This is a genomic window from Myxococcales bacterium (assembly GCA_023898405.1).
GTDB lineage: Bacteria > Myxococcota > UBA727 > UBA727 > JABDBI01.
This window is the reverse complement of the sequence record CP060221.1, coordinates 1,092,907-1,109,200: the sequence shown is the minus strand read 5'-3', so window position 1 is coordinate 1,109,200 and position 16,294 is coordinate 1,092,907. Positions and strand designations below refer to the sequence as shown.

6 protein-coding genes are annotated in these 16,294 nt (G+C 44.2%); 4 read left to right on the top strand and 2 right to left on the bottom strand.

The genetic code is table 11. The annotated features are described in order from the left end of the window. Nucleotides 1–149: 149 nt before the first annotated feature. The 3 genes from H6731_05025 to H6731_05015 all read left to right on the top strand — a co-directional run bounded on the left by H6731_05025 (nt 150) and on the right by H6731_05015 (nt 11,986). Complete coding sequence (locus H6731_05025; protein ID USN51772.1) at nt 150–10,916, top strand: S-layer family protein; 10,767 nt, start codon at nt 150–152, stop codon at nt 10,914–10,916. A gap of 168 nt (nt 10,917–11,084) precedes the next feature. Continuing rightward, nucleotides 11,085–11,315 (top strand): hypothetical protein, encoded by a 231-nt coding sequence (locus H6731_05020; protein ID USN51771.1) that lies wholly within the window; start codon nt 11,085–11,087, stop codon nt 11,313–11,315. 98 nt (nt 11,316–11,413) lie between these two features. Further along, nucleotides 11,414–11,986 carry a hypothetical protein gene (locus H6731_05015; protein ID USN51770.1) on the top strand — a complete coding sequence of 191 codons (573 nt, stop codon included), beginning with the start codon at nt 11,414–11,416 and terminating at the stop codon, nt 11,984–11,986. 38 nt (nt 11,987–12,024) lie between these two features. On the opposite strand, the gene H6731_05010 is transcribed toward H6731_05015, so the two are convergent. Both H6731_05010 and H6731_05005 read right to left on the bottom strand, forming a co-directional pair. Then, the gene (locus H6731_05010; protein ID USN51769.1) at nt 12,025–13,272 is read right to left on the bottom strand and encodes a hypothetical protein; all 1,248 of its coding nucleotides are present in this window, start codon (nt 13,270–13,272) and stop codon (nt 12,025–12,027) included. A gap of 57 nt (nt 13,273–13,329) precedes the next feature. After that, nucleotides 13,330–14,445, bottom strand: coding sequence for a KamA family radical SAM protein (locus H6731_05005; GenBank protein USN51943.1), 1,116 nt, complete (start codon nt 14,443–14,445; stop codon nt 13,330–13,332). A gap of 347 nt (nt 14,446–14,792) precedes the next feature. On the opposite strand from H6731_05005, the gene H6731_05000 reads away from it, so the two are divergent. Continuing rightward, entirely contained in the window at nt 14,793–16,097 is a 1,305-nt protein-coding gene (locus H6731_05000; GenBank protein ID USN51768.1) for a thioredoxin family protein, read from the top strand. The last annotated feature ends 197 nt before the right edge of the window (nt 16,098–16,294 follow it).

Genomic DNA, 16,294 nt, shown 5'->3' with positions numbered 1-16,294 from the left:
AGTTATTTTTTATTTTTATGCAGTATTTTTATTTTATTTTTCAGTTTTTTTATGTTGAGGTGAAGTATTTTTACTGGAGTAAAATTTGACATTTAATGTGTTTTAATATGAGATTTATTGGTGGTGTTTTTTGGTTTTTGGAGCAATAAGTGTCCGCCAGTAAATTTGTTATTAGGTTATTATTTTCTAGTTTTTTTCTATCTACTCAGCTGATGGCCGTTATAAATTATAATGTTACCAACATAGGTGACTTGAATCTCGCACTTTCGGTTGCTGGTACTGATGGTGACGACAGCGTAATCGATTTATTGACAAATACAATTTCAGTTTCGGCAGTAAATAATACGACCAATGGCGAAAATGGAACAGTGAGCATAGTTAATGAAGTTGGATTTACGCTAACGATCACTAATGGAACCATTCAAAGAACTGGCGGAACAAGTTTGCGTCTTTTGCATATTCAAGCAGGGGCTCAAGTAACCCTCGATAATCTGGTTTTGGATAATGGGCTTGCTGTTGCTGCCGGCTCAGGGGAGCCCTTTGGTGGAGCTGTTTATAACTTAGGCAATCTTACAGTTACTGACTGTACCTTCAGCAACAACGTGGCGAGCGGAACAAACGGTCTTTTGGCTGCGAGCGGCGCTTTTGGAGGAGCTATCTATTTAGGGAGTGGAAGTTCTCTGAGTGCAACTAATGCTATTTTTAGCAATAATCAGGCTTTGGGGGGGAACGCCCTAGTCTCTTTATTGAGTAGTGCTGGGACAGGTGCTGGTGGCGCCATATACTCAGATTCCAATTCTACAATTTCTCTTATTCAAGATGGAAATTTTCAAAATAACTTAGCTCAAGGTGGGATTGCTGCAGTTGGACTTAATATCATCTTATTAGGCGGGGATGCCGGGAGCGGTTTTGGGGGAGCTATAGGTTCATCAGGACTTTCAATTGGCACGATTGATGGAGCGATATTTAGTAGTAACCAGGCTGTTGGCGGGAATGCCGTAGCAAGCGCTTCTATTTTAGGAGGGTCATCGTTTAATAGTGCACCGGCATGGGGCGGAGCCATTAGCCTAGATGGCACAACAATCAGCAACCTGACTGCTTGTGAATTTACTGGCAATAGTGCCAATGGCGGAGACGCCGCAGCCAGCATTTCCTTATTAGGCAATGCTGGAGCAGATGCTTCAATGTCTTTTGGTGGCGCTATTTATTTAAGCAATGGGGCTGGAATAACCACTCTCCAAAATACAACTTATACGAGCAATGAGTCCAATGGTGGTGCTGCAGCAGTTGCTACTTTAAGCTTGAGTTTAGCCTCAGGGGTTGGGCAAGATGGCTTAGGTGGAGCATTATTCCTCGATAACTCAAGCATAGGCATTATCGGTAATGCCTCAGATTCTAATCTGGGTGTAACTTTTACATCAAATAGAGCCACCGGTGGTTCTGGCGCTGTGGCTGCTACTTTGGGAGCAAGTGGTGGTGAAGGTTACGGTGGAGCCATTTATTCGCGTAATGCTTCGGTCATTGGTCCTATCGGATATTCAAGATTTGAGGACAATAGAGCTGTCGGAGCAGATGCGCTCATCACTGCGATTAATGCTCAAGGGGCCTTTGGAGGAGCAATTTACGTTCTTGGTTCTACAGTTTCGGTTGTCACCTTTACTACCTTCGATGCAAATCAGGCTACTGGTGGTCAAAATACGCTTGCTGCGCTTAACGGTGGCAACGGAAGGGGAGGGGCGATCTATCTTGATACGACCTCTGCAGCTGCGGCAGCAATTTTTGGTATTCAATACTCCACTTTTTCAAACAATATCGCTGGGGGAGGAAGTTCAACAATAAGTATTCTGGGTGAGATAGGAAGCCATGGTGGAGGAATCTATTTAAATGGTTCGGATTTTTCAGCAACAATCCCGCTTATTATAAACTCAACTTTCAGTGCCAATAGTGCAAACCCTGGACATGGTGGTGCTATAGATATTTTTGGTGCAAATGCTGAAATTACTAACATCCGCAACTCAACATTTACTGTAAATGATACCACTGAAGCACTTGGTGGTGGGGGGCTGTATTTGCATGCTGGTGTCGTATTAGCTGACTTGCAAAGTTCTATAGTCGCGTTCAATTCAGATGGAGATACTGCCGCAGGTCAAGATATCGTAGATCTTGATGCACCATTGATAGGGGCGAAGACTATCTCTGCTTCAAGCTTTAATCTCATTGGGGTAGATGCAGGGCATAGTATAACCAATGGCGTTAATAATAATCAGGTCGGTACAGTAGCAACACCTTTGGATCCAATGCTTGGTATTTTGCAAAATAATGGCGGGGTGACTTTAACTCACGCACTACTTTCTGGCAGTCCAGCCATAGATACTGGAGCAAATCCAAACTCATTAACCAATGATCAACGTGGAGCTGGATTTTTGCGTGTGGTTGGTTTGCAAACTGATATAGGAGCTATCGAACGAGAGCAGGGAAATGCAGCTTGCGATCCTCTTGTAGATGGAGATATGGATGGAGATGGTATCTGTGATTCAGAAGATAATTGTCCGATGTTTCCTAACGCTGATCAAACCAATAGCGATGCTCCGGGTGATCTTGTTGGGGATAAATGCGATAATTGCCCGCTGATTGGAAACCCAAACCAACTGGACTCAGATGGAGATGGCATAGGAGATCTTTGCGATCTTTGCCCTAATGATGCACTTAATACCTGTGCGCCAGATGATATAGATGGCGATGGTATCTTGAACACCGCCGATAACTGCCCCGGTAAAGCCAACCCGTTGCAGGAAGATGGCGACTTAGACGGTATGGGTGATGTATGTGATCTCTGCCCTAATGATGCACTTAATACCTGTGCGCCAGATGATATAGATGGCGATGGCATTTTAAACACCGCCGATAACTGCCCCGGTAAAGCCAACCCGTTGCAGGAAGATGGCGACTTAGACGGTATGGGTGATGTATGTGATCTCTGCCCTAATGATGCACTTAATACCTGTGCGCCAGATGATATAGATGGCGATGGCATTTTAAACACCGCCGATAACTGCCCCGGTAAAGCCAACCCGTTGCAGGAAGATGGCGACTTAGACGGTATGGGTGATGTATGTGATCTCTGCCCTAATGATGCACTTAATACCTGTGCGCCAGATGATATTGATGGCGATGGTATCTTGAACACCGCCGATAACTGCCCCGGTAAAGCCAACCCGTTGCAAGAAGATGGCGACTCAGACGGTATGGGTGATGTATGTGATCTCTGCCCTAATGATGCACTTAATACCTGTGCGCCAGATGATATTGATGGCGATGGTATCTTGAACACCGCCGATAACTGCCCCGGTAAAGCCAACCCGTTGCAAGAAGATGGCGACTCAGACGGTATGGGTGATGTGTGCGATCTTTGCCCTAATGATGCGCTCAATGCCTGTGCGCCAGATGATATTGATGGCGATGGTATCTTGAACACCGCCGATAACTGCCCCGGTAAAGCCAACCCGTTGCAGGAAGATGGCGACTCAGACGGTATGGGTGATGTGTGCGATCTTTGCCCTAATGATGCACTTAATGCCTGTGCGCCAGATGATATTGATGGCGATGGTATCTTGAACACCGCCGATAACTGCCCCGGTAAAGCCAACCCGTTGCAGGAAGATGGCGACTCAGACGGTATGGGTGATGTGTGCGATCTTTGCCCTAATGATGCACTTAATGCCTGTGCACCGGACGATATTGATGGCGATGGCATTTTGAACACCGCCGATCTTTGTCCAGGAGTAGCAGACCCATTACAGGTTGATAGTGATTCCGATGGCATAGGAGATCTTTGCGATCTTTGCCCTAATGATGCGCTCAATGCCTGTGCGCCAGATGATATTGATGGCGATGGTATCTTGAACACCGCCGATAACTGCCCCGGTAAAGCCAACCCGTTGCAGGAAGATGGCGACTTAGACGGTATGGGTGATGTATGTGATCTCTGCCCTAATGATGCACTTAATGCCTGTGCGCCAGATGATATAGATGGCGATGGCATTTTAAACACCGCTGATAACTGCCCCGGTAAAGCCAACCCGTTGCAGGAAGATGGCGACTCAGACGGTATGGGTGATGTGTGCGATCTTTGCCCTAATGATGCACTTAATGCCTGTGCACCGGACGATATTGATGGCGATGGCATTTTGAACACCGCCGATCTTTGTCCAGGAGTAGCAGACCCATTACAGGTTGATAGTGATTCCGATGGCATAGGAGATCTTTGCGATCTTTGCCCTAATGATGCGCTCAATGCCTGTGCGCCAGATGATATTGATGGCGATGGTATCTTGAACACCGCCGATAACTGCCCCGGTAAAGCCAACCCGTTGCAGGAAGATGGCGACTTAGACGGTATGGGTGATGTATGTGATCTCTGCCCTAATGATGCACTTAATACCTGTGCGCCAGATGATATTGATGGCGATGGTATCTTGAACACCGCCGATAACTGCCCCGGTAAAGCCAACCCGTTGCAAGAAGATGGCGACTCAGACGGTATGGGTGATGTATGTGATCTCTGCCCTAATGATGCACTTAATACCTGTGCGCCAGATGATATTGATGGCGATGGTATCTTGAACACCGCCGATAACTGCCCCGGTAAAGCCAACCCGTTGCAAGAAGATGGCGACTCAGACGGTATGGGTGATGTGTGCGATCTTTGCCCTAATGATGCGCTCAATGCCTGTGCGCCAGATGATATTGATGGCGATGGTATCTTGAACACCGCCGATAACTGCCCCGGTAAAGCCAACCCGTTGCAGGAAGATGGCGACTCAGACGGTATGGGTGATGTGTGCGATCTTTGCCCTAATGATGCACTTAATGCCTGTGCGCCAGATGATATTGATGGCGATGGTATCTTGAACACCGCCGATAACTGCCCCGGTAAAGCCAACCCGTTGCAGGAAGATGGCGACTCAGACGGTATGGGTGATGTGTGCGATCTTTGCCCTAATGATGCACTTAATGCCTGTGCACCGGACGATATTGATGGCGATGGCATTTTGAACACCGCCGATCTTTGTCCAGGAGTAGCAGACCCATTACAGGTTGATAGTGATTCCGATGGCATAGGAGATCTTTGCGATCTTTGCCCTAATGATGCGCTCAATGCCTGTGCGCCAGATGATATTGATGGCGATGGTATCTTGAACACCGCCGATAACTGCCCCGGTAAAGCCAACCCGTTGCAGGAAGATGGCGACTTAGACGGTATGGGTGATGTATGTGATCTCTGCCCTAATGATGCACTTAATGCCTGTGCGCCAGATGATATAGATGGCGATGGCATTTTAAACACCGCTGATAACTGCCCCGGTAAAGCCAACCCGTTGCAGGAAGATGGCGACTCAGACGGTATGGGTGATGTGTGCGATCTTTGCCCTAATGATGCACTTAATGCCTGTGCACCGGACGATATTGATGGCGATGGCATTTTGAACACCGCCGATCTTTGTCCAGGAGTAGCAGACCCATTACAGGTTGATAGTGATTCCGATGGCATAGGAGATCTTTGCGATCTTTGCCCTAATGATGCGCTCAATGCCTGTGCGCCAGATGATATTGATGGCGATGGTATCTTGAACACCGCCGATAACTGCCCCGGTAAAGCCAACCCGTTGCAGGAAGATGGCGACTTAGACGGTATGGGTGATGTGTGCGATCTTTGCCCTAATGATGCACTCAATGCCTGTGCGCCAGATGATATTGATGGCGATGGTATCTTGAACACCGCCGATAACTGCCCCGGTAAAGCCAACCCGTTGCAGGAAGATGGCGACTCAGACGGTATGGGTGATGTGTGCGATCTTTGCCCTAATGATGCACTTAATGCCTGTGCACCGGACGATATTGATGGCGATGGCATTTTGAACACCGCCGATCTTTGTCCAGGAGTAGCAGACCCATTACAGGTTGATAGTGATTCCGATGGCATAGGAGATCTTTGCGATCTTTGCCCTAATGATGCGCTCAATGCCTGTGCGCCAGATGATATTGATGGCGATGGTATCTTGAACACCGCCGATAACTGCCCCGGTAAAGCCAACCCGTTGCAGGAAGATGGCGACTTAGACGGTATGGGTGATGTGTGCGATCTTTGCCCTAATGATGCACTTAATGCCTGTGCGCCGGACGATATTGATGGCGATGGCATTTTGAACACCGCCGATCTTTGTCCAGGAGTAGCAGACCCATTACAGGTTGATAGTGATTCCGATGGCATAGGAGATCTTTGCGATCTTTGCCCTAATGATGCACTTAATACCTGTGCGCCAGATGATATAGATGGCGATGGTATCTTGAACACCGCCGATAACTGCCCCGGTAAAGCCAACCCGTTGCAGGAAGATGGCGACTTAGACGGTATGGGTGATGTATGTGATCTCTGCCCTAATGATGCACTTAATACCTGTGCGCCAGATGATATAGATGGCGATGGCATTTTAAACACCGCCGATAACTGCCCCGGTAAAGCCAACCCGTTGCAGGAAGATGGCGACTTAGACGGTATGGGTGATGTATGTGATCTCTGCCCTAATGATGCACTTAATACCTGTGCGCCAGATGATATAGATGGCGATGGCATTTTAAACACCGCCGATAACTGCCCCGGTAAAGCCAACCCGTTGCAGGAAGATGGCGACTTAGACGGTATGGGTGATGTATGTGATCTCTGCCCTAATGATGCACTTAATACCTGTGCGCCAGATGATATTGATGGCGATGGTATCTTGAACACCGCCGATAACTGCCCCGGTAAAGCCAACCCGTTGCAGGAAGATGGCGACTCAGACGGTATGGGTGATGTATGTGATCTCTGCCCTAATGATGCACTTAATACCTGTGCGCCAGATGATATTGATGGCGATGGTATCTTGAACACCGCCGATAACTGCCCCGGTAAAGCCAACCCGTTGCAAGAAGATGGCGACTCAGACGGTATGGGTGATGTGTGCGATCTTTGCCCTAATGATGCGCTCAATGCCTGTGCGCCAGATGATATTGATGGCGATGGTATCTTGAACACCGCCGATAACTGCCCCGGTAAAGCCAACCCGTTGCAGGAAGATGGCGACTCAGACGGTATGGGTGATGTGTGCGATCTTTGCCCTAATGATGCACTTAATGCCTGTGCGCCAGATGATATTGATGGCGATGGTATCTTGAACACCGCCGATAACTGCCCCGGTAAAGCCAACCCGTTGCAGGAAGATGGCGACTCAGACGGTATGGGTGATGTGTGCGATCTTTGCCCTAATGATGCACTTAATGCCTGTGCACCGGACGATATTGATGGCGATGGCATTTTGAACACCGCCGATCTTTGTCCAGGAGTAGCAGACCCATTACAGGTTGATAGTGATTCCGATGGCATAGGAGATCTTTGCGATCTTTGCCCTAATGATGCGCTCAATGCCTGTGCGCCAGATGATATTGATGGCGATGGTATCTTGAACACCGCCGATAACTGCCCCGGTAAAGCCAACCCGTTGCAGGAAGATGGCGACTTAGACGGTATGGGTGATGTATGTGATCTCTGCCCTAATGATGCACTTAATGCCTGTGCGCCAGATGATATAGATGGCGATGGCATTTTAAACACCGCTGATAACTGCCCCGGTAAAGCCAACCCGTTGCAGGAAGATGGCGACTCAGACGGTATGGGTGATGTGTGCGATCTTTGCCCTAATGATGCACTTAATGCCTGTGCGCCAGATGATATTGATGGCGATGGTATCTTGAACACCGCCGATAACTGCCCCGGTAAAGCCAACCCGTTGCAGGAAGATGGCGACTTAGACGGTATGGGTGATGTATGTGATCTCTGCCCTAATGATGCACTCAATGCCTGTGCGCCAGATGATATAGATGGCGATGGCATTTTAAACACCGCCGATAACTGCCCCGGTAAAGCCAACCCGTTGCAGGAAGATGGCGACTTAGACGGTATGGGTGATGTGTGCGATCTTTGCCCTAATGATGCACTTAATGCCTGTGCGCCGGACGATATTGATGGCGATGGCATTTTGAACACCGCCGATCTTTGTCCAGGGGTAGCGGATCCATTACAGGTTGATAGTGATTCCGATGGTATAGGAGATCTTTGCGATCTTTGCCCTAATGATGCACTTAATACCTGTGCGCCAGATGATATTGATGGCGATGGTATCTTGAACACCGCCGATAACTGCCCCGGTAAAGCCAACCCGTTGCAGGAAGATGGCGACTTAGACGGTATGGGTGATGTATGTGATCTCTGCCCTAATGATGCACTTAATACCTGTGCGCCAGATGATATTGATGGCGATGGTATCTTGAACACCGCCGATAACTGCCCCGGTAAAGCCAACCCGTTGCAAGAAGATGGCGACTCAGACGGTATGGGTGATGTGTGCGATCTTTGCCCTAATGATGCGCTCAATGCCTGTGCGCCAGATGATATTGATGGCGATGGTATCTTGAACACCGCCGATAACTGCCCCGGTAAAGCCAACCCGTTGCAGGAAGATGGCGACTCAGACGGTATGGGTGATGTGTGCGATCTTTGCCCTAATGATGCACTTAATGCCTGTGCACCGGATGATATTGATGGTGATGGTGTGCTCAATACCGATGACGATTGTCCAGGGGTAGCGGATCCATTACAGGTTGATAGTGATTCCGATGGTATAGGAGATCTTTGCGATCTTTGCCCCAATGATCCACTTAATGTCTGTGTGGCGGATGATATTGATGGTGATGGTGTGCTCAATACCGATGACGATTGTCCAGGGGTAGCGGATCCATTACAGGTTGATAGTGATTCCGATGGTATAGGAGATCTTTGCGATCTTTGCCCCAATGATCCACTTAATGTCTGTGTGGCGGATGATATTGATGGTGATGGTGTGCTCAATACCGATGACGATTGTCCAGGGGTAGCGGATCCATTACAGGTTGATAGTGATTCCGATGGTATAGGAGATCTTTGCGATCTTTGCCCCAATGATCCACTTAATGTCTGTGTGGCGGATGATATTGATGGTGATGGTGTGCTCAATACCGATGACGATTGTCCTGGGGTAGCGGATCCATTACAGGTTGATAGTGATTCCGATGGTATAGGAGATCTTTGCGATCTTTGCCCGAATGACTCAGCTAATAATTGTGACAACGATGATATCGACAATGATGGAATATTAAATAACGATGATAATTGTCCCGCTAAGGCAAATTTTGATCAATCTGATGTTGATTCCGATGGTATGGGTGATGTGTGTGATAGCTGTCCAAACGATGCTGCCAATATCTGTAACCTCGATCCTGATGAAGATGGAGTTCCAAATATATTTGATAATTGCCCCATGACTTATAATCCACAACAAACCAATTTTGATTCTGATGATAAAGGGGATGCCTGTGATCCTTGCATTGATAGCGATAGAGATGGTTTTAGTGACCCTACATTTGATCCGAGCGGTTGCCCGGATCCAGACGGTCCTATCTATACTCCTATGCCCAAACGCTATCGATTAAAAGGAAGAAATGCCAATAGGCCACCTTTTGAAATCTTAGCAGATCCAATGGTTGATATTGATAATTGCCCCTTCGATTTCAATCCTGGTCAAGAAGATTTTGATGGAGATGGTGTTGGGGATATCTGTGATTTATGTCCACTCGATCCTGAGCAAATACCGGAATTATATGATACTGACAATGATGGAATCTGTAACTCAACTGATTTCTGTCAGGATGATCCAGAAAACACGTGCACGGAAATTCACGATCTTGATGGAGATGGCATACCTGATGAGTGGGATAATTGTCCTGAGGTTCAAAACATTGATCAAGCGGATAAGGATGGAGACGGAATTGGTAATGCTTGTGATGGCTGTACCGATGCTGATGGGGATGGCGTAGGTGCTCCAGGAACAGATACTAGTTTATGTCCTAATTTCCCAGGATCAGAAGATAACTGTGAATATGTTCCAAATCCAACTCAAGCAGATAGTGACAACGATGGACTAGGCAATAGCTGTGATGTATGTCCGAGTGATCCAAATAATCTTTGCACTAACGATGATATCGATGGCGATGGTGTTTTGAATATAAATGATAACTGTCCTTCGGTTTATAATCCTGGTCCTGACTCAATGAATCCTGCGCTCAACCAGTCAGATGCAGACGGAGATGGTATTGGTGATGTTTGCGATCAATGTCCAATGGGGCACATGGATGATGACCTAGATGGCGATGGTATACCTAACGCATGCGATTTCTGTGTAGAAGATTCCACCAACACATGTACTTTTGCTTTGAGCGATACCGATAATGATGGAACTGTCAATCTTATTGATAACTGTCCAAACTCTGCTAATGCAGACCAGAAAGATACTGATAGGGATGGTATTGGCGATATCTGCGATCTTTGTACCGATAGAGATGGAGATGGGGTAGGTGATCCTGGCTTCGATAATTCAGATTGTGATTATCCCGGTGAAGATGATAATTGCTTGTTTTTTCCAAATCCAGAACAAGAAGATCTTGATGGAGATGGCATAGGTGATCGCTGCGACACCATACCAGGCGGAACTTCCTATGTAGGCATCCCTGCACCACCCCCTCCCCCTCTGTCGGCTGTGACTCCTGGAGCAGGAGTTGTTCCGCCGCAAGCAAGCTTGGATCCGACTACTAATGCTCCAAATCCAGATATAACTAATTTGCCCATGACAGAACCACAGCATAAGAGAAGACCTCATAGAAAAATTAAAAGTTCTGGTGGGTGCTCATCCCTTGATAATTCTGAAGCTCCTCTATGGTCAATTGTGTTGCTTGCCTTGTTTGCGTTTAGACTAGGAAGAAAGAAAAATTCTATATTTGATATGTAAATTCATTTCTCTATAAGTTTTGCCCATTGTGTTGGATTCCTTAAAAACATAATGGGCTTTTTATTTTATAGTGAAAAATATTCTGCTTCGGAATGAGCGCATAGCTTTTCGGGAATAAATTTTATTTTATGCTTGCTTTTGAATAAAGCAATTTTGTAGGGAAGATCGATGAAACATATTTTTTTCTTTCTGAGTATATTTTTGGCTTGTTTGGGTGTCTTTAGCGTTGAAGAAGGTGAAAATCCTGACAATAAAGCAATTAGCGTCTATCACAAAGTAGGTGAACAAACTCTGGAAAATGGAAAAGTAGTTCATATATTCAAAAATAGTGAAGGCGATATCTGTATAAAAAGAGCAGAAGACTTTAGAGTAAAGCGCCAAAGAGCAGTGCCCAACTAATATTGTGTGGTTCAAAACTTTTGATGGCATGGTTTTTTAGGGATGTGCAATTCCTAAGCCCCTTTTAAGAATCATTATGAAGGTGAGAAGGAGTATTTATGCGCATTAAAAAAATCATTCTATTCTTGTTGCTCAACACTTTTATAAGCACAAATTTATTTACAGCGCATTTTTGTCTTTATAATCCATTTGAGTTAACTATGCAGGGTTTTGCTCATAATGGCTGTTGGGTATCCGATAAAGATAGGGAAATCTTAAGTTTTGATTCCAGATTTTGGCGTCAAATTGAAAGCTCTTTAAATACTGCCAAAGTTAAGAGAAAAATGATTTGCTTAAATTGCCAAAAAGGTTTTTTAAATGTAGCAGAGTTATCCGTTTCTTTTAATTATAAAAAAGTAAAACGCGAACATATTTCTTATGTAAGAGATTCCCTTGTTCCTTGGTCAAAAAATAAGAAATATTATGTTGTTATTGATAATAAGAAGTGTGAAGTGTGGTTTCCTCCTCCGGTGTATCAATTTATTGAAGATAAAAAGGACGAAACATTTTTTCTAATAAACCTCGAAGCGCTGACTGAATATGTAAAAGATGACGTAGAATCTCTTTCGAGAGATGAGTTAATCAAGCGTGCCTCTTTAGAACTACAGAATATAGAAGAAGAGGCAGATTAATAATTATCTCGAGAGACTGTTTTTGAAAGTCTCTTAGCTTAGTAATGTTGCTGTTCTTGAACCATAAGCTCCGATACACTAGCAAAAAATTTTTTCATATTTTTTCTGAGATGAATTCTTCTTTTTGAGGGACCAAGCCTCTTAAGTTTCCGCTGATCTTTTATTTTTGTATAAGGGTGCAGGAGCCAGCGGTTGGATAAACCTTTTTTAAATTCACGAGCGATTTCGTCAAGCAAGCTCATCTGTTGTTGGGCTGATAAATGATCGTAGGCTTCGATATAGCCAATAACAAGTTGTTGCCAGAGTTGATGCCAGATTTGATCGTTGATACCAAAGTCAGCGTTAGTGAAAATTTGTTTAGCAAAATAATGGGCAAAAGTTTTGGTACTGTGTAGCAGATAAAGATCGATGACATCATTTATGCCAGAACTCTTGTGTTTGAGCGACATTGCATAGGTTTCGTTATCAATCAGAGTTACATCGCCGTTTTCTGTAGCGTAGAAAATATTTTGTGCATGAAAATCACCGTGAATGAGGGTTTTGCCCATGATTCCATGATCCTCAAGACTGTGTTGTGAAAATTTTTGATGTAGCTTCGAAGTGGCAAAGCCAATACGATAAAACATATGCTGCATATTTCTATACGCGGGGCTATTTTCTATTTGAGTAGTATCGAGCATTTCAATGTGATTTCCAAATTCAACTAAAATACTGTGTAGGCTTCGCCCTTTTGCGGTTTGTAGAAGAGAGAAATAGCGAGTTTGGCTCTTGTTTGTAATGCTAAAGTGCATGTCATCAAAACTGATAAGTGCCTCGGAATTATTTTTAGAGCTATATGATTCTTGCAAAAGTTGTTTAGTGCTAATTCTTTTTTCGCCTAAAATGGATTGCTTCACACGAAATAAATTCTTTATCTCAGCAGGGCCTTTGGTGGTTTCTTTTAGAATGTAGAGAGGACGCCAGATTATTTCTCCTCCCACAAGGCATGCCTGATTATAGCTGATAGAAAACAACTGACCGCTGTGTACACCTTTGAGGCTTGCACTTAGAGCTCTTACTTTTAAACATGAGTCAATATTATCCATATCCATAAGGGGAGAAGGTAGATCAAGATATTTATTTTTTAGCAGTTCACCAATGATTTCAAGAACGGAGTTGTTGTTTAGTGAACTACTATGAGCAGAATTAAGCTTAGGTGAAATTTGTTTGAGTGAGATAATTTCAGGTTTATCTTTCGCCAGCAGGCTAAAACTTAAAAAAAATAAACAAAAATAGTTGATTACCATAGCCACCCCCAGGAACCACTTCCTAGTGGTAGCTACGATAAAACTGATTTGGACTGATTATGGCTCAATATAGGTAAAAGTTCTTCGCTGAAAATTTCTCAATGTCCATTCTTTATCCTGATGTTTCACCACATAATCGGGAAGCAGGGGAATTTTACCTCCTCCCCCCGGAGCATCCACCACAAAAGTTGGTACGGCTAAACCAGAGGTGTGGCCTCGAAGTTTTTCCATAATATCGAGTCCAACCTGAATAGGAGTTCTAAAATGGCTGATACCTTGTGAAAGATCACATTGATAGATGTAATAAGGCCGCACACGCATAAGCAGTAATCGATGATTTAATTCTTTTACGATGCGGTAATCATCGTTGACACCTTTTAACAGCACCATCTGATTGCCAATCACGCACCCAGCGTCAGCAAGTTTTCTACATGCATCGAGTGTTTCAGCGCTACATTCTTTAGGGTGATTAAAATGAGTATTAACGAAAACAGGTTGATGTTGCTTGAGCATGTAGACAAAGTCGTCGGTTACTCTCTGCGGTAAAGTGACTAAGTTCCTTGTCCCCATACGAAAAATCTCAACATGAGGTATGGCTCTTAGTCGGCTTAAAATATAATCCAAACGTTCATCGGACAAGGAAAGGGGATCACCTCCGGAAATAACAATATCTCGTATAGATTTGGTGCGAGCAATGTAATCGATAGCTTCTTCAATCTGCTCCTTAGCGGTCATTGATGTCGGGTCAGATACTTTGCGCTTGCGTGTACAGTGGCGGCAGTAAACGGGGCAATTGTGCGTGGTGTAGAACAACACTCTATCAGGGTAGCGATGGGTAATTCCCTTAACAGGCATGTCAGCTTCTTCGCCCAAAGGATCTTCTAAATCTGACGGCAAAATATCTAACTCTCCCATTTGAGGAACGGATTGCAGTCTGATTGGGCAGTTGGGATTATCTTTGTCCATCAAAGAGGCATAGTAGGGAGTGACGCCCATATGAAAAAGCGAATCAGATTTTTCAAAAGCAAGCCGCTCTTGTGGGCTTACATTAATAATTCCTTCGAGCTGATCTATGCGCCTGAAACGTTTTCTTTGTTGCCATCGCCAATCATTCCACTCTGCATCTGTGATCGGTCCAATCCCTGCCTCAATGCGAGAAATAGGAGCATGCATGAAACGATCATAAAAGTGTGGAGGAATTGGCCTGTTTTTATCTGTTCCTTCTCCTCCAATGTCTGATGCATTTTTTGTTGATTCGGGTGGGTTGAAAACAAATCTAATGTCAAAAGAATCTTTTTTGGCTTGAGAAGAACATGATTTTATTTTGTGAGAGTATTTTGACTTTTTTTCTTTAACTTTATCGATAATTTCTGACACATTGATCCCCTATTTTTTGCTGTTTTTGTGGTGAACAAATTTATTTATGCTTGGGAACTTTATGTTTTTGTGACAATTCTATTAAGTATTGTTTGCTTGATTGTTCATTTGTGTGAGTGAGAAACAATTATGGAGTTTTGTGCATGAGCGATTTTAATTTGAGTGAACAGCTTGCTATGGCCTTGCAAAATAACTCAAGCGTTCTTCCGCTTACTTTTGCTTTTATCGCAGGCTTAGTAAGTACGCTGTCACCGTGCATTTATCCGCTCATTCCCATCACTTTGAGTGTTATGGGGGCTCGACGATACGAAAATCGTCTCACAGGATTCTTGGTGGCAAGCTGTTATGTTTTGGGGATGAGTATTGTTTATTCATGCTTAGGCATCATAAGTGCTTCTTTGGGAATTATTTCAGGCTCCCTGATGCAAAATTCACTGGTTCTTTTCATTATTGCCGGCATTTTTATTATTTTTTCCATGGCCATGTTTGGAGTGGTGAATATTGTTTTGCCACAAACATTTCTAAATAAACTGAGTTCATTGGGGGGAGCGGGTTTTAAAGGAGCTTTTATTATGGGTTTGGTAGCTGGAGTTATTGCGGCTCCATGCACGGGCCCAGTTTTAGGTTTTATCTTGACCTTGATTGCTCAAGAACAGCATATAAGTGCAGGTTTTTCATTAATGGCCTTTTTTTCCTTGGGAATGGGTTTGCCTTTTCTTTTGCTGGGAACTTTTTCCTCTCTGCTATCGCACATGCCCAAATCAGGTTTATGGATGGAAAAAGTTAAACAAGTCTTAGGGGCGCTTATTTTAGGAGCAGCTTTTTATTATCTTGGACTGGCAAACAGTTATATTAAAAATTTTTTCATTGTGTTTAGAGATCTTGGCGTAGAAGTTTTGGCAATGAATTTTTTAATGGGATTGTTTTTAGTTTTTGCCTCACCAAAATTTGTTATCAATACAATCTCCCGCACTGTTCCAAAAATTATTGGAGCATGTCTGATCGCCTTGAGTATTGCTGCACTGCTCAACACTCAAGACGAGAGCCACTTAGAAACTGCCCAGGATATCAACTGGCATGTTATCGATACAACATCACCTGCCAACCAATTTGATGAACTACTTATGATGGCTAAAGTGCGTAAACAAAAAGTTATGATCGATTTTTATGCTGATTGGTGTGTCGCTTGCCTTAAACTTTCTAATACAACCTTCAAGGATCCAGCGGTTAGAGAAAAATTCAAAGATTATTTTTTGATCAAAGTGGATGCAACTTCATCAAGCACGCAGTTAAATTATGTTCAGCAGCGCTACAATATAGTTGGCCTTCCTACACTGATTTTCTTGGATGAAAATGGCAAGCAGCTCTTTGATGCAAGTGTGGTTGGCTTTCTTGACTCGCAGACATTTATCGAGCATTTAAAAAGAATAGAAAGTAGATCAATTTAAGCTCAAATTTAATAACTATATTGAGCTGTTAGCTTTTTTTATTGGGCCCAATTCTTAAGCTTGCTGTCGGTTCTATTCAGAGCGGATTTGCTCAATTACACTGACCCTGGCTGTAGTGATAGCAATCTTAGGAATTAACTAGCTTTTAATTTCTTAAGATTGGTATGAGCAGCCTAAGCTTGGCATAAAATAATTTT